Below are 14,890 nucleotides of genomic sequence, written 5' to 3'. Positions count from 1 at the left end.
GGCTGAACTACCCTGTCCACTGGACAACACAGAACCCCGTGGCGAGGGAGCTTGCTCCCGCTGGAATGCATTGTAGGAGCCGTCGAGTGCAACGAGGCTGCGATCTTTCCCCAAACACTTGAGTCCCAAGCGAAAGATCAAAAGATCGCAGCCTTCGGCAGCTCCTACAGAGCCCAGCGGGAGCAAGCTCCCTCGCCACGGGGATATCGCTGTTCTTAATGATTCACAGGACATTTCACCAGGTACCCCATGCTCTTCCTGCTCGCCTACATCGCCAGCGTCGTGCTGATCAACTTCGCGTTTTCCGCCGCGCCGCACCTGGACATCATCTGGTCGGCCTGGGGCGGGCTGGTGTTTATCCTGCGGGACATGGTCCAGACCCGTTTCGGCCATGGCGCCATCTTGGCGATGCTGGTGGCGCTGGTGTTGTCCTACGTCACTTCGGACCCGACCATCGCCCTGGCCAGCGCCACGGCATTCGCCGTGTCCGAGTGCATCGACTGGCTGGTGTTCACGATCACCAAGCGCCCGCTCCATGATCGGCTGTGGATCAGTTCGGCCCTGAGCATTCCCCTCGACACCTTCATTTTCTTCGGCCTGATCGACGCCCTGACGCCAGGCGTGGTGATCACCGCCCTGGCCTCGAAATTCGCCGGGGTCACGGTCGTCTGGCTGATCATGGCCTGGCGTTTGCGAAAGCAAACCGTCGCCACCTGAAGCCAAATCCCGCGGTTCATGTAAAATGCCGCGCTTTCTCCCCATGGGAAGCTCGCCCGGCGCGCACCCCGATGATCCGCTCCTGCTTGAGGACCTTCAGATGACCCGTATCGGAACCCCATTGTCGCCCACCGCGACCCGCGTTTTGTTGTGTGGCAGCGGTGAGCTGGGCAAGGAAGTGGTAATCGAGCTGCAGCGCCTGGGCGTCGAGGTGATTGCCGTGGATCGCTACGCCAACGCGCCGGCCATGCAAGTGGCCCACCGCAGCCATGTGATCAACATGCTCGACGGCGCCGCCCTGCGTGCGGTGATCGAGGCCGAGAAGCCGCACTTCATCGTGCCGGAAATCGAAGCCATCGCCACCGCCACCCTGGTGGAGCTGGAAGCCGAAGGCTTTACCGTGATCCCCACCGCCCGCGCCGCGCAACTGACCATGAACCGTGAAGGCATCCGTCGCCTGGCCGCCGAAGAGCTGGGCCTGCCGACTTCGCCGTATTTCTTCGCCGACACCGTCGAAGACTACCGCAAGGCCGTGGAAACCCTGGGCTTCCCCTGCGTGGTCAAGCCGGTGATGAGTTCCTCGGGCAAGGGCCAGAGCCTGCTGCGCGGTAGCGACGATGTACAGAAAGCCTGGGACTACGCCCAGGAAGGTGGCCGCGCCGGCAAGGGCCGGGTCATCATCGAAGGCTTTATCGATTTCGACTACGAAATCACCTTGCTTACCGTACGTCACGTGGGCGGCACCACCTTCTGCGCACCGGTCGGCCACCGCCAGGAAAAAGGCGACTACCAGGAATCCTGGCAACCCCAGGCCATGAGCCCGGCGGCCCTGGCCGAATCCGAGCGCGTGGCCAAGGCCGTGACCGAGGCCCTGGGTGGTCGTGGCCTGTTTGGCGTCGAGCTGTTCATCAAGGGCGACCAGGTGTGGTTCAGCGAAGTCTCGCCACGCCCCCATGACACGGGTCTGGTGACACTGATTTCCCAGGACCTGTCGCAATTCGCCTTGCACGCCCGCGCCATTCTCGGCCTGCCGATCCCGCTGATCCGCCAGTTCGGCCCGTCGGCGTCGTCGGTGATCCTGGTGGAAGGCCAATCGACCCAGACCGCGTTCGCCAACCTGGGCGTGGCCCTGAGCGAACCGGACACCGCCCTGCGCCTGTTCGGCAAACCGGAAGTCAACGGCCAGCGCCGCCTGGGCGTGGCCCTGGCCCGCGATGAATCCATCAAAGCGGCCCGTGCCAAGGCAACCCGGGCTTCCCAGGCGGTGAAGATCGAGTTGTAAGCTGGCTGAATGCAAACCCGTGGCGAGGGAGCTTGCTCCCGCTGGGCTGCGTTGTAGGAGCTGTGTAGGAGCTGTGTAGGAGCTGTCGAGTGCAACGAGGCTGCGATCTTTCCCCAGACACTTGAGTCTCAAGCGAAAGATCAAAAGATCGCAGCCTTCGGCAGCTCCTACGAACCTAACGAGAGCAAGCTCCCTCGCCACAAAAGCCACAGTGCAATAAAAAAGGCGACACCCGCAAAGGTGTCGCCTTTTTCATGAGTGCCGGTTTTGCTTAATCCGGCAACTTATAGGCAATCACATAATCACCCTGCCTGGTCCCCAGGGAGCCATGCCCCCCCGCAACGACCAGCACGTATTGCTTGCCGTCCTTGCCGGTGTAGGTCATCGGCGTGGTCTGGGCACCGGCGGGCAGGCGGCCTTCCCACAGCTGCTTGCCGTTTTTCACGTCATAGGCACGCAGGTACTGGTCCAGCGTACCGCTGAGGAACGCCAGGCCGCTGCCCGTGGTGAACGTACCCCCCAGGCTCGGAACACCCATGCTCAGCGGGATCGGTACTGGCGAGCTGTCGCGCACGGTGCCGTTCTTGTGTTTCCACAGGGTCTTGTTGTTGGTCAGGTCCACCGCCGCGACATAACCCCAGGCAGGCGCCTGGCAAGGCAGGCCCATCGGCGAGAGCAGCGCTTCGAGGATCACGCCATACGGCGCGCCCTTGTTCGGCTGCACGCCTTCGGTTTCGCTCTTGCGACCCGGCCCACCGGCCACTTCCGCCGCTGGCACCAGCTTCGACTTGAACGCCATGTAGCTCGGGTTGACGAAAGCGATCTGGCGCACCGGGTCCACCGAAATGCCGCCCCAGTCGAATACGCCGAAGTTGCCCGGGTAGACGATCGAACCTTGCAGCGACGGTGGGGTGAACATGCCGTCATAGCGCAGCGACTTGAAGTCGATCCGGCACAACATCTGGTCGAACGGAGTCACGCCCCACATGTCGCGTTCCTTGAGGACCGGCGGCACGAAGTTCAGGTCGGACATCGGTTGGGTCGGCGAGGTGTGGTCGCCCTCCACCGCGCCTTGCGGCACCGGGATTTCCTTGATCGGCACGATCGGCTGACCATTGCTGCGGTCCAGCACGTAGATGCTGCCCTGCTTGGTCGACGCCAGGACGGCGGGTTTCACGCCATCGGCGGTCTTCATGTCCATCAGCGTCGGTTGACCGCCAACGTCCATGTCCCACAGGTCGTGGTGGGTGAACTGGAAGTACCAGCGCACCTTGCCGGTGGCGATGTCCAGGGCGGTCAGGCCAGCGGAATACTTTTCCGATTCCGGGGTACGCAGGCCACCGAACTGGTCGGGGGTCTGGTTGCCCATCGGCAGGTAGAGCATGCCGAGTTTTTCATCGACGCTGAACATGGACCACATGTTCGGCGAGTTGCGGGTGTAGGTCTGGCCTTCGGCGATCGGCGTGGTGTCGTCCGGGTTGCCGCTGTCCCAGTTCCATACCAGCTTGCCGGTGTGCACGTCGTAGGCACGGATCACACCGCTTGGTTCGTCGGTGGAGACGTTGTCGGTGACGTGGCCGCCGATCACCACCAGATTCTGGGTGACCGCCGGTGGCGAGGTGGAGTAGTAACCGCCGGCCGTGAAGCCGCCGATGTTGGCGCTCAGGTCGACCTGGCCCTTGTCGCCGAAGTCTTCGCACATCTTGCCGGTGTCGGCGTTGAGGGCGATCAGGCGGGTGTCGGCGGTCGGCAGGAAGATCCGTCGTGGGCAGACGGTACTGGCCGGTGTGGTGCTGGCGGTGCCGGTGGGGCTCTGCTCGGCGGAAGCGTAGACGGCGTCATCGTGGTAGGTCACGCCACGGCAGGTCATGTGGGCCCACCCCTTGAAGTTTTCCGCTTTTTGCGTGGAAAGCTTCGGATCGAAACGCCAGATTTCCTTGCCGGTTTCAGGCTCCAGGGCAATCACTTGGCTGTGAGGCGTGCACACGTAGAGCATGCCGTTGACCTTCAGCGGGGTGTTTTCGGCGGTGGTTTCACCCGGGTCGTTCGGCCCTGGCAGGTCGCCGGTGCGGAACGTCCAGGCTTGCTTGAGCTTGCTGACGTTCTCGGGGGTGATCTGCGCCAGCGGCGAATAGCGGTCGCCGTGGGCGCTGCGCCCGTAGGAATTCCAGTCGCCGTCGGGCATGGCCGGTGCGGTGTTGGTCATGCCTGGCACGCTGTCGCGGTCCAGTTGGCCCTTGATCTCACCCGGGTTGGTGAACTGACTGGCAAGCGCGGCGATACCGGCGATGACCACGGCGGCGCCCAACGCACGGGTGCCCATGGCCGAGGCGTCGGCGGTCAACAGCGGGCGGCGGAACCACGGCAGCAACATGACGATGCCCAGGGCAAACAGCAGCGCCAGGCGCGGCACCAGTTGCCACCAGTCCAGGCCGACTTCCCACAGCGCCCATACGGTGCTGGCGAACAGCACCAGTGCGTACAGGCCCAGGGCCGCGCGACGGGCCATGATCAGCAGCACGCCGGTCAGCGCCAGGCCGATACCGGCCAGCAGGTAATACAGCGAGCCGCCCAACGTGCTCAGCTTGACCCCGCCGGCCAGCAGGGCCAGGCCCATCAATAGAAGCAGAATGCCGAGCAGGCTCGGAAGCAGACGGCTTCGACTCAAAGCACCCTCAGTGCTCATAGTGTGATTCTCCGTGACGTTTTAAGGAGGCCCGCGCAAGTAGTCACTGTAGATGACGATCTTGAAGGGGCATGGTTCAGTTGAAAAAGGCAAATTGGCTGGCGCGATCCCTGTGGGAGCGAGCTTGCTCGCGATGGCGGCGTGTCAGTCGGCTTCAATGTTGAATGTGCAATCGTTATCGCGAGCAAGCTCGCTCCCACAGGAATTCACCAAGACAGCGCTGTCTTTCAGGATCAGTGCATTGGGCATTCATCAGATCTTCCAGCGGGAATGAGCTGGACGCAGAGGCTCCGGCATAACAGAAGAAGCGTTTCAGCAAGCGGCGCAAGGATAATGTCCTGTTATCAATAGAGAAAGGGCTTTTGTTGACATGGATCATCTCGGATTTGGTAACAGTGCACCTGGCCCTGGAGCCCCACGATGAAGGCTATGCTTCCACCACGAGGGCACCTCGGCTAAGGTGCGCGGCTTTACCCTTTTTGCGCGAAGGCCTTCCATGACCGAACCCAACAACAACCCGCTGCACGGCGTGACGCTGGAGCAGATCCTCAACGCCCTCGTGCAGCACTACGAATGGTCGGGCCTGGCTGAACGCATCGATATCCGCTGCTTCAAAAGCGACCCGAGCATCAAGTCGAGCCTGACCTTCTTGCGCAAGACCCCTTGGGCGCGGGAGAAAGTCGAGCGCCTGTACATCAAGTTGATGCGCACCAAACGGCCGGTCTGAGCCGCCGTGGGGATTGATAGAGGTCCTGGCCTCACCCTGCGCCAGCGCTTCGTGTCGGTCACGGCGCTGCTGGCCTGGGCGGGGTTGAGCATCCAGTTGTATCTGATCCTGCTGGGTCGCTGGGAGCTGGGGGCGAGCCTGCTGGGCGGGTTGGTGAGTTTCTTCAGTTTCTTCACGGTGCTGACCAACCTGTGGGTGGCGGTGGTCCTGACCTGGGAGCTGACCCCTCGCCCCGCCCCGGCCCGCCGCTGGTTCCTGCAGCCCGGCGTACGCAGCGGTGTCGCCGTGAGCATCGCCCTGGTCAGCCTGGCCTACAACCTGCTGCTGCGCCACCTCTGGCAACCCGAAGGCTGGCAGTTCGTGGCCGACGAATTACTGCATGACGTGGTGCCGATACTCTACATCGCCTATTGGTGGCGGTGGGTGCCCAAAGGCCGCTTGCGCCTGGGCCACATCGGGCTGTGGATGATCTATCCCTTGGTCTACTTCGCCTATGTCCTGCTGCGGGGGGATTTACTGGCGGCCTACCCCTACCCTTTCATCGACGTGGCGAGCCTGGGTTATCCACAGGTGTTCATCAATGCCGGGGGGATACTGGCGGGATTTGTCGGGATTGCGTTGGGGGTGGTGGGGTTGGATCGGTGGGCGGGACTCAAGCAAACACCATGATCCCCTGTGGGAGCGAGCTTGCTCGCGATAGCGGTGGTCAGCGCGAGACACTGTCGAATGTGCCTCCGTCATCGCGAGCAAGCTCGCTCCCACAAGGGGATTGTGTTCATCTCCGACATCACCGCCCGGCCGGCAACATCCACACCAACCCACTGGCCTTGGCCCGTTCATGACACAGCGCCAAGACCCCGCGGCGTTCGTCATTGTCCATCCGGCTCCACCGGGTGATTTCCGCCACGGTGCGCTGGCAGCCGGTGCAGATATCGTCATCGTCCAGCGCGCAGATGTTCACGCAAGGCGAAGGCACCGGGCGTTCAGGGGCGCTCATGGTTCCTGCTCGGCCAGGTCGCGGGCATAGCGCTGGGCATTGTGCACATAGTGCGCCGCGCTGGCCACGAGCATGTTCTTCTGGGCTTCGGTCAATTCACGCACCACCTTGCCGGGCGAGCCCATCACCAGCGAGCCGTCGGGAATCTCCTTGTTTTCGCCGATCAGCGAATTCGCGCCGATGATGCAGTGCTTGCCGATCTTCGCGCCGTTGAGGATCACTGCGTTGATGCCAATGAGGCTGTAGTCGCCCACCGTACAGCCATGGAGCATGGCGTTATGGCCGATGGTCACGCCGGTGCCGATGGTCAGTGGATAACCCATGTCGGTGTGCATCACCGTGCCGTCCTGCACGTTGCTGTCCTTGCCGATCAGGATCAGCTCGTTGTCGCCGCGCAGCACGGCGTTGAACCAGACATTGGCACCCTCTTCGAGGCGTACCTTGCCCACCAGCGTGGCGTTGGGTGCGACCCAGCTCTGTGGGTGGGTTTCGACTCGGGCATCGCCCAGGCGGTATTTCATGGGAATCCTCGGGGCATCAGGTATTGATGAAACTCTTTGGCGGGGTGTGCAGGTCGATCCCGGCGTCGTACAGCAGGTTGACCAACTCGACGATCATGATCGCCGTCAGCCCCCAGATCTTGTACTCGCCAAACCGATAGCTGGGCACATACCAACTGCGACCCTGGTAATCGATCCGGTGCGTGTGTTCGCGCGGATCCTTGCGAAAAAACTCCAACGGCACGCTGAATACCGCCGCGATCTCGGCATCGTTGGCCTGGTATTCGACGTAGTCCGGAATCACCCCGACATAGGGCGTGACCTTGATGCCATGCAGCGAGATCAACGGGCTGAGAGGGCCGATCACTTCCACCAGGCCGGGGGGCAGGCCGATTTCTTCCTCGGCTTCGCGCAGGGCGGTGAAGATCAGGTCCGGATCTTCCGGGTCGCGACGCCCGCCGGGAAACGCCACTTCGCCGCCATGGGTCGATAGCCCGCTGGCGCGCAGGGTCAGTACCAGTTCCGGTTCGTCACTGCGGGTGATCGGCACCAGCACCGCGGCTTCAGGGAAACGTCGGTCGGCCTGCAGGTCGTGTGGGGTGTGGTTGCTTACTCGATGCAGTAGCTCGTCCAGCATGAGACTTCTCGATTCATTCGCTACCTTGCATCATGCACCAATCATTCAAGCGGCCCAACCCCCGCACCGCGTCGTGTCGCGAAACGACAACTTGCCGACACCTGCCGCGCACGCCAAGATAGGCGCAGCATTCAGGAATCCAAGCATGAAATTCTGCAGCCAGTGCGGTAACCCGGTGACCCAGCGCATACCCGAAGGCGATTCGCGCCTGCGCTTCGTTTGCGACACCTGCCACACCATCCACTACCAGAACCCCAACATCGTCGCTGGTTGCGTGCCGACCTGGGGCAGCAAGGTGTTGTTGTGCCGACGCGCCATCGAGCCGCGGCGCGGCTACTGGACGCTGCCGGCGGGCTTCATGGAGAACGGCGAGACGGTCGAGCAGGCCGCCGTGCGCGAAACCGCCGAAGAGGCTTGCGCCCGGGTGCGAAACTTGAGCATCTATACGCTGATTGACGTACCGCATATCAGCCAGGTACATGTATTCTTCCGCGCCGAACTGGTGGACGAGGATTTCGCCGCCGGGCCCGAGAGCCTGGAGGTGAAGTTGTTCGAAGAAGCGGACATTCCCTGGGACGAGCTGGCTTTCCGTACGGTGGGCCGCACCCTGGAATATTTCTATGCCGACCGCCGGGCGGAGGATTACCCGGTGCGATCCGAATCGATCCCGCCGCTGGCCCAGCCGGCCAACACCTAAAAAAACCAATCGAATATAGCCGCGACACCTCTAGGGATATCGTTTCAATGCGCTGGTTGCTTGTCCTGTTCTGCTTGTCGTTCACCGTTGTGTCCCAGGCCGCCGCCGTGGGAACCTACAACGGCAAGGTCATCGAAAAAGTGCTGGTGCTCAAGTCCGCCCATCAATTGCAATTGATCAACGACGGCAAGCCGCTCAAGACCTATCGCATTTCCCTGGGCAAGGGCGCCAAGAAAGGCCCCAAGCTGATCGAGGGCGACAAGCGCACCCCCGAAGGTTTCTACTGGATCGACTGGCGCAAGACCAGTGACCGGTTCTACCTGTCGATGCACATTTCCTACCCCAACATCAGCGACGCCGCCCGCGCCCGCCGTGAAGGCGTGGAGCCGGGGGGCATGATCATGATCCACGGCACGCCTGATTCGGAAGAAAACCCTGAACAGCTGTTCCATACGCTGGACTGGACCGATGGCTGCATCGCCATGCGCAACGTGGACATGCGCGAAGTCTGGAACCTGGTGCCGGATGGCACGATGATCGAAATTCGTCCGTAGCCCCTCGCCACAAAAGCCCTCTGACCCGGCATCAAATCTTCGTTGCCTGATCTGGCCTCATCGCGAGCAAGCTCGCTCCCACAGTAGTTTTGTATTGCACATAACCCCCTGTGGGAGCGAGCTTGCTCGCGATGAGGCCGGCACTTATTGCATCAAGTCCGAAGCGCTACCCGGTCCAAGGCAGGGACCACCCAAAAAACATGTCGGAAACATCGGTGCGTCTGACAGACCGCTATCTCTGTGGCGAGGGGATTTATCCCCGCTGGGCTGCGCAGCAGCCCCAAGCAATCCCCCAGCTCTCCTGGCACACCGAGTTGTCAGGTTAGGGCCGCTGCCCGCCCCAGCGGGGATAAATCCCTCGCCACAACAACGCGGTAGCCTTGGTGGGCTCGGACGACCGCCCGTCAGCATCAAAAAATAAAATCAAAAAATCGCAACTTCAGAAATTACCTACAGATGAATACCAGTTCACCCAGTAGGCGTTGTCGCAGTTGAAGATATTTACGTTCGAATCCCCACCCTCTAATACCACTTCAATCCCACCCCACCAAAACCCTCCAACAACCTCTCTAAACCCCGGGAAAGCGGCGTTGACATGGTATTCAAGTGGTATTAGCTTCCACCCCACTTACCGAGCGACAACAACCCAATAACCGCATCGGACACGAATATGAACGACATCCTGGCCCTGCGCCCTGACGACACCCAACCCACGCCGCTGTACCTGCAATTGGCGCGTAACCTGGAGACGGCGATTCATGCCGGCCAGTGGAAAGCCGAACAGGCGATGCCGTCCGAGCGCAGCTTGAGCGAGCAACTGGGCATTTCCCGGGTCACGGCCCGCAAGGCCTTGGAGGTGCTGTTCGAACAAGGGCTGATTCGCCGCAACCAGGGCTCCGGCACCTTTATCACCCCGCGCCTGGAACAGCCGCTGTCACGCCTCAGCGGCTTCAGCGAGATGCTGCGGCTCAAGGGTTTTGTGCCGGGTTCCCAATGGCTGGAGCGGGAAATCACCCCGCCCACCCACGAAGAACTGATCCGCCTGGGCCTGTCGCCCACCGACAAAGTCGCGCGGCTCAAGCGCCTGCGCAAGGCCGACGACACGGTCATGGCCATCGAGATGAGCACCTTGCCCGCCAGCCTCATTCCCAAGCCGCAAGCGGTGGGCGATTCCCTCTACGCATTTCTCGACGGCATCGGCAAGCCGGTGGTGCGCGCCCTGCAACACATCCAGGCCATCAACGCCTCGGACGAATTCGCCGCCCTGGTGGGCATCGCCCCCGGTACCGCGATGCTGCTGATGACCCGGGTCGGCTACCTGGAAGACAACACCCCCATCGAAGTCACCGACACCTATTGCCGCAACGACTACTACGACTTTGTCGCAGAGCTGCGGCGCTAGACGAGCAGAGAATTCCCATGTCCGAAGACAACATCCTCACCTGTGACGGCTGGGTTCGCGGCCGCCTGCTCCATGAGCACGGTAGAGTCGTGGCCATCGAAGGCCAGCCCTGCGATCCGGCGGGCAACGACCTGCCCTACCTGCTGCCCGGTTTTATCGACCTGCACGTCCACGGCGGTGGCGGCAAGGACATCATGCAAGGCGCCTCGGCGTTCGAGACCATCGCCCGCACTCACCTGCGTTTCGGCACGACCGCCCTCTTGGCCACCACCATGACCGCCCCCAGCGAAGAGATCGCCAGCGTGTTGCAGGCCCTCGGCGAGTTCTGTGAGCAGCGTCCGAACGGCAGCGCCCGGGTCCTGGGCGTGCACTTGGAAGGCCCTTACATCAACCCCGGAAAACTGGGCGCGCAACCGAATTTCGCCCACACCGCGCTGCTGGCCGAGGTGGAGCGCTACCTGGCCCTGGCGCCGATCCGGGTGATTACCATTGCCCCGGAAATCGCCGGTCACGATGCCTTGATCCGCGCCCTCAGCGCCCGGGGCGTGCGCATGCAGATCGGCCATACCCTGGGCAGCTATGAAGAAGGCGTCGCGGCGTTGGCCGCCGGGGCGACCAGTTTCACCCACCTGTACAACGCCATGAGCCCGTTGCATCACCGCGAGCCGGGGATCGTCGGCGCGGCCCTGGCCCATGCCCGCTACGCCGAGCTGATCCCCGACTTGCTCCACGTGCACCCCGGCGCAATGCGCGTGGCCCTGCGGGCGATCCCGTGCCTGTACTGCGTCACCGACTCCACCGCCGCCGCCGGCATGCCCGACGGCGAATACAAGTTGGGCAGCCACACCGTGACCAAGTGCCTGGGCGGGGTGCGCCTGGCCGATGGCACCCTGGCCGGCAGCACCCTGACCATGGACCAGGCCCTGCGCAACCTGGTGAAAATCGGCCTGCCCATCGCCGAAGCGTCCCAGCGTCTGTCCCAGTTTCCCGCCGACTACCTCGGCCTGCCCGAACGCGGTCGCCTGCAACCCGGCGCCTGGGCCGACTGCGTACGCCTTGACCGTTCCCTGACCCTGACCGACGTGATGGTCGAAGGAGAAGCCATTGACTTCCAAAATGCTTGAAGAGGCCCTGGCCTCCCATGAAGCGGTCGAGCGCCAGTTGCAGCGACTGGATCCGGCCCTCGAGGAAATCGCCGGACGCCTGCGCCGCCAACCACCGCAAGTGGCGATGACTGTCGCCCGCGGCAGCTCCGACCACGCCGCCAGCTATTTCGCTTACCTGACTATGCAACAGTTGGGTATCCCGGTGGCCTCGCTGCCGATGTCGGTGGTGACCATGCAACAGGCGCCGCTGAAGGTCAGCGGCCAGGTGGCGTTCGGGTTTTCCCAGTCGGGACAGAGCCCGGACCTGGTGAACAGCCTGCGCCTGTTGCGCAAGCGTGGCGCCTTGAGCGTGGCCCTGGTCAATGCCCCCGACTCGCCTCTGGAAGCCGCCTGTGAATTCAGCGTGCCGCTGTGTGCCGGCGTCGAAAGCAGCGTCGCCGCGACCAAGAGTTTCATTGCCACCCTCAGCGCCAGTGCGCGACTGGTGGCCCACTGGAAAGCCGACGCCGAGTTGCTCGAAGCCGGCGGCGCCCTGCCCGAGGGCCTGCGCGAGGCCGCCCGCCAGGACTGGCACAGCGCTGTCGACGCCCTGCGCGACTGTCAGCGGTTGATGGTGATCGGCCGGGGCGCCGGGTTCGCCATCGCCCAGGAAGCAGCGCTCAAGTTCAAGGAAACCTCGGCGATCCAGGCCGAAGCCTTCAGCAGTGCCGAAGTTCGTCATGGGCCCATGGCGCTGATCGACCATGACTACCCCCTGCTGGTGTTCGCCCCCCGCGGTGCCGAACAGGCCGGCGTGTTGAGCCTGGCCACGGACATGCGCCAGCGCGGTGCCCGGGTCCTGTTGGCGGCACCTGATGACATTGTCGAACGCGACCTGACCTTGAGCCGCGCCGAGCACCCGGCCCTGGACCCGATCCTGGCGATCCAGAGCTTCTACGCGATGGCCGCGAACCTGGCTGTGGCCCGAGGCCTGGACCCGGACCAGCCACGGCACCTGAGCAAGGTCACCCGTACCCACTGATCCGACTGCTTTTCAAACAAGAGCCTGAAGAGAGCGAGCCCATGCCCAACAACAATAAAGAGCTGATCCTCAGCGCCCCCCTCAGCGGCCCGGTGCTCACCCTCGCCAATGTCCCGGACGCGGTATTCGCCAGCGGCGCCATGGGCGATGGGATCGCCATCGACCCGCTGAACGACACCCTCTACGCGCCCTGCGACGCTGAAGTGATCCACGTCGCCCGCACCGGCCATGCGGTGACCCTGCGGGCCGACAATGGCGCCGAACTGCTGCTGCACCTGGGCCTGGATACGGTCGAGCTGCAAGGCGACGGGTTTTCCATGCTGGTCAAGGAAGGGGCACGGGTCAGCCATGGCCAGCCGCTGCTGCGTTATGACGTGGATAAAGTGGCGCTGCGCTGCAAGAGCCTGGTCAGCCTGCTGGTCATCACCAACGGCGAGCGTTTCCAGGCACGGCCCATCACGCTCGAAGGGGTGAAGGTCGGTGAGCCGCTGCTGCACATTCTCGCCAAGGCCGGCGGCCAGGCGGAACATCACGACCAAGACGACGGCATCGAAGTGTTCGGCCAGGTCCGCATCGCCCATCGAGGCGGTCTTCACGCCCGCCCGGCGGCGCTGGTGCGCCAGACCGCGCAAGGCTTCAAGAGCCGCTCGCAGCTGCATTTCGGCGGCAAGTCGGCCTCCTGCGACAGCGTCATGGGCATGATGGGGCTGGCCATCACCGAACAGGCGCAAGTGCACGTCAGTTGCCGGGGCAGCGATGCCGAGGCGGCGCTGCAAGCCTTGCTGGCGACTTTATCCACAGCCCTGGTGGAAGAGGCCCATGCCAGCGCGCCGTCGCCCGAACCACCACGGGCGAATGCAGAAGAAGGTGTGCTGCACGGCGTATGTGCCGCGCCCGGCCTGGTGACTGGGCCGTTGGTTCGGTTGAACGGCATTCAATTGCCGGAAGACATCGGCGGCCATGCCGTCGAAGAGCAGCGACAACATCTGAGTGACGCCCTGGCCCAAGTCCGTGGCGAGATCCACCTCACGCTGGAGCACGCCCGGGCCAAGAAGCACCACGATGAAGAGGCGATCTTCAGTGCCCACCTGGCGCTACTGGAAGACCCGCTACTGCTGGATGCCGCCGAACTCTTCATCGAACAAGGCAGTGCCGCGTCCCATGCCTGGAGCCGTTCCATCGACGCGCAATGCCAGGTCCTGCAGCAACTGGGCAGCACGCTGCTGGCCGAGCGCGCCAACGATTTGCGCGACTTGCGCCAACGGGTCCTGCGGGTGTTGCTGGGTGAGGCCTGGCAATTCGACGTTGTGGCGGGCGCCATCGTCGCCGCCCAGGAACTGACCCCGTCGGACCTGCTGCAACTCAGCGCCCAAGGCGTGGCCGGCGTGTGCATGGTCGAGGGCGGCGCGACGTCCCATGTGGCGATCCTGGCCCGAGGCAAAGGCCTGCCGTGCCTGGTGGCGCTGGGCGAGGCACTGCTTGCGCAGGCGCCAGGGCAATCGATGGTGCTGGACGCTGACGGTGGCCGTCTCGAACTCACGCCAACCGCCGAGCGCCTGGCGCAGGTGCGGCAAGCACAGACCCGACGCACGGCCCGGCGCGCCCAACAACAGACCCTCGCCCACACACCGGCGCGAACCGTCGATGGCGTGGAGGTTGAAGTCGCCGCTAACGTGGCCTCCAGCGCCGAAGCCGGCGAAAGCTTGGCCAACGGTGCCGATGGCGTTGGCTTGTTGCGCACCGAATTTCTCTTCGTCGACCGCCACACCGCCCCCGACGAAGAAGAACAGCGCCAGGCCTATCAAGCCGTACTCGATGCCATGGGCGACAGGCCGGTGATCATTCGCACCATCGACGTGGGCGGCGACAAGCAACTGGATTACCTGCCACTGCCCAGCGAAGCCAACCCGGTACTGGGCCTGCGCGGCATTCGCCTGGCCCAGGTGCGACCGGACCTGCTCGACCAGCAACTGCGCGCCCTGCTGCAAACCCGTCCGCTGGACCGCTGCCGGATCCTGTTGCCCATGGTCACCGAAGTCGACGAACTGCTGCACATCCGCCAACGCCTCGATGCCCTCGGCACTGAATTGGGCCTGGGCGAACGCCCGCAACTGGGGGTGATGATCGAAGTGCCGGCCGCCGCGTTGCTGGCCGAACAATTGGCCGAACATGCGGATTTCCTCTCCATCGGCACCAACGACCTGTCGCAATACACCCTGGCCATGGACCGCGACCACGCCGGCCTCGCCGCCCGGGTCGATGCCCTGCACCCCGCGCTGCTGCGGCTGATCGCCCAGACCTGCGCCGGTGCCGCCAGGCATGGGCGTTGGGTCGGCGTGTGCGGGGCCCTGGCCTCGGACCCGTTAGCCACGCCCGTACTGATCGGCCTGGGTGTACGCGAGCTGTCGGTCAGCCCGCCGCAGATCGGCGAAATCAAGGACCGCGTGCGCCACCTCGACGCCGCGCAGTGCGCTCGCTTGAGCAGCGAACTGCTGGACCTGGGCAGCGCACTCGCGGTACGCCGTGCCTGCCATCGACACTGGCCCCTGGACTGAGCCACTTCG

General features: G+C 63.6%; 15 protein-coding genes. 11 read left to right on the top strand and 4 right to left on the bottom strand.

The window, feature by feature from the left end; all coding sequences use genetic code 11:
• The first annotated feature begins 249 nt into the window (after positions 1-249).
• Together BLQ55_RS01440 and purT are read left to right on the top strand one after the other, a co-directional pair.
• The gene (locus tag BLQ55_RS01440) at positions 250-717 is read left to right on the top strand and encodes a preQ0 transporter (protein ID WP_092205162.1); all 468 of its coding nucleotides are present in this window, start codon (positions 250-252) and stop codon (positions 715-717) included.
• Positions 718-817: 100 nt separating this feature from the next.
• Positions 818-1,999, top strand: coding sequence for a formate-dependent phosphoribosylglycinamide formyltransferase (purT, locus tag BLQ55_RS01435; protein WP_092251929.1), 1,182 nt, complete (start codon positions 818-820; stop codon positions 1,997-1,999).
• Positions 2,000-2,270: 271 nt separating this feature from the next.
• Here the strand turns inward: purT and BLQ55_RS01430 are convergent, their stop codons facing one another.
• Positions 2,271-4,685: a glucose/quinate/shikimate family membrane-bound PQQ-dependent dehydrogenase gene (locus BLQ55_RS01430; RefSeq protein ID WP_092251927.1), complete on the bottom strand. Its 2,415-nt coding sequence runs from the start codon at positions 4,683-4,685 to the stop codon at positions 2,271-2,273.
• A gap of 52 nt (positions 4,686-4,737) precedes the next feature.
• Between BLQ55_RS01430 and BLQ55_RS01425 the strand changes: the two genes are divergently transcribed.
• From BLQ55_RS01425 to BLQ55_RS01415, 3 genes are all read left to right on the top strand, one after another.
• Positions 4,738-4,959, top strand: a complete 222-nt coding sequence (locus BLQ55_RS01425) for a hypothetical protein (RefSeq protein WP_092251925.1) — start codon at positions 4,738-4,740, stop codon at positions 4,957-4,959.
• A 222-nt stretch (positions 4,960-5,181) separates the two neighbouring features.
• Positions 5,182-5,412, top strand: a complete 231-nt coding sequence (locus tag BLQ55_RS01420; protein WP_003205228.1) for a VF530 family protein — start codon at positions 5,182-5,184, stop codon at positions 5,410-5,412.
• A gap of 6 nt (positions 5,413-5,418) precedes the next feature.
• On the top strand, positions 5,419-6,081 hold the full coding sequence (locus BLQ55_RS01415; protein WP_092251922.1) for a Pr6Pr family membrane protein: 663 nt from the start codon (positions 5,419-5,421) through the stop codon (positions 6,079-6,081).
• A gap of 118 nt (positions 6,082-6,199) precedes the next feature.
• Here the strand turns inward: BLQ55_RS01415 and BLQ55_RS01410 are convergent, their stop codons facing one another.
• From BLQ55_RS01410 to BLQ55_RS01400, 3 genes are read right to left on the bottom strand one after another with little or no spacing between them, the layout of a single operon-like run.
• Positions 6,200-6,409, bottom strand: a complete 210-nt coding sequence (locus tag BLQ55_RS01410) for a DUF1289 domain-containing protein (protein WP_092251920.1) — start codon at positions 6,407-6,409, stop codon at positions 6,200-6,202.
• Entirely contained in the window at positions 6,406-6,930 is a 525-nt protein-coding gene (locus tag BLQ55_RS01405) for a gamma carbonic anhydrase family protein (protein WP_092251918.1), read from the bottom strand. Before BLQ55_RS01405 ends, BLQ55_RS01410 begins: the two co-directional genes overlap by 4 nt.
• 16 nt (positions 6,931-6,946) lie before the next feature.
• On the bottom strand, positions 6,947-7,546 hold the full coding sequence (locus tag BLQ55_RS01400) for a CoA pyrophosphatase (RefSeq protein ID WP_092166302.1): 600 nt from the start codon (positions 7,544-7,546) through the stop codon (positions 6,947-6,949).
• Positions 7,547-7,691: 145 nt separating this feature from the next.
• On the opposite strand from BLQ55_RS01400, the gene BLQ55_RS01395 reads away from it, so the two are divergent.
• The 6 genes from BLQ55_RS01395 (at position 7,692) to ptsP (ending at position 14,881) form a co-directional block, all read left to right on the top strand.
• On the top strand, positions 7,692-8,243 hold the full coding sequence (locus tag BLQ55_RS01395; protein ID WP_092205380.1) for an NUDIX hydrolase: 552 nt from the start codon (positions 7,692-7,694) through the stop codon (positions 8,241-8,243).
• 47 nt (positions 8,244-8,290) lie between these two features.
• Entirely contained in the window at positions 8,291-8,797 is a 507-nt protein-coding gene (locus tag BLQ55_RS01390) for a L,D-transpeptidase family protein (protein WP_092205379.1), read from the top strand.
• Positions 8,798-9,467: 670 nt separating this feature from the next.
• Positions 9,468-10,199: a GntR family transcriptional regulator gene (locus BLQ55_RS01385; protein ID WP_092205378.1), complete on the top strand. Its 732-nt coding sequence runs from the start codon at positions 9,468-9,470 to the stop codon at positions 10,197-10,199.
• A gap of 17 nt (positions 10,200-10,216) precedes the next feature.
• Positions 10,217-11,323 carry an N-acetylglucosamine-6-phosphate deacetylase gene (nagA, locus tag BLQ55_RS01380; protein WP_092205377.1) on the top strand — a complete coding sequence of 369 codons (1,107 nt, stop codon included), beginning with the start codon at positions 10,217-10,219 and terminating at the stop codon, positions 11,321-11,323.
• Positions 11,304-12,326: an SIS domain-containing protein gene (locus BLQ55_RS01375; RefSeq protein WP_092251916.1), complete on the top strand. Its 1,023-nt coding sequence runs from the start codon at positions 11,304-11,306 to the stop codon at positions 12,324-12,326. Before nagA ends, BLQ55_RS01375 begins: the two co-directional genes overlap by 20 nt.
• A 41-nt stretch (positions 12,327-12,367) precedes the next feature.
• Positions 12,368-14,881: a phosphoenolpyruvate--protein phosphotransferase gene (ptsP, locus tag BLQ55_RS01370; protein ID WP_092251914.1), complete on the top strand. Its 2,514-nt coding sequence runs from the start codon at positions 12,368-12,370 to the stop codon at positions 14,879-14,881.
• Positions 14,882-14,890 lie beyond the last annotated feature (9 nt).

The organism is Pseudomonas sp. NFACC13-1 (assembly GCF_900104425.1).
Taxonomy (GTDB): Bacteria; Pseudomonadota; Gammaproteobacteria; order Pseudomonadales; family Pseudomonadaceae; genus Aquipseudomonas; species Aquipseudomonas fluorescens_AA.
Note: the sequence above shows the minus strand (reverse complement) of the source record. Positions and strands in the feature narration are given on the sequence as shown.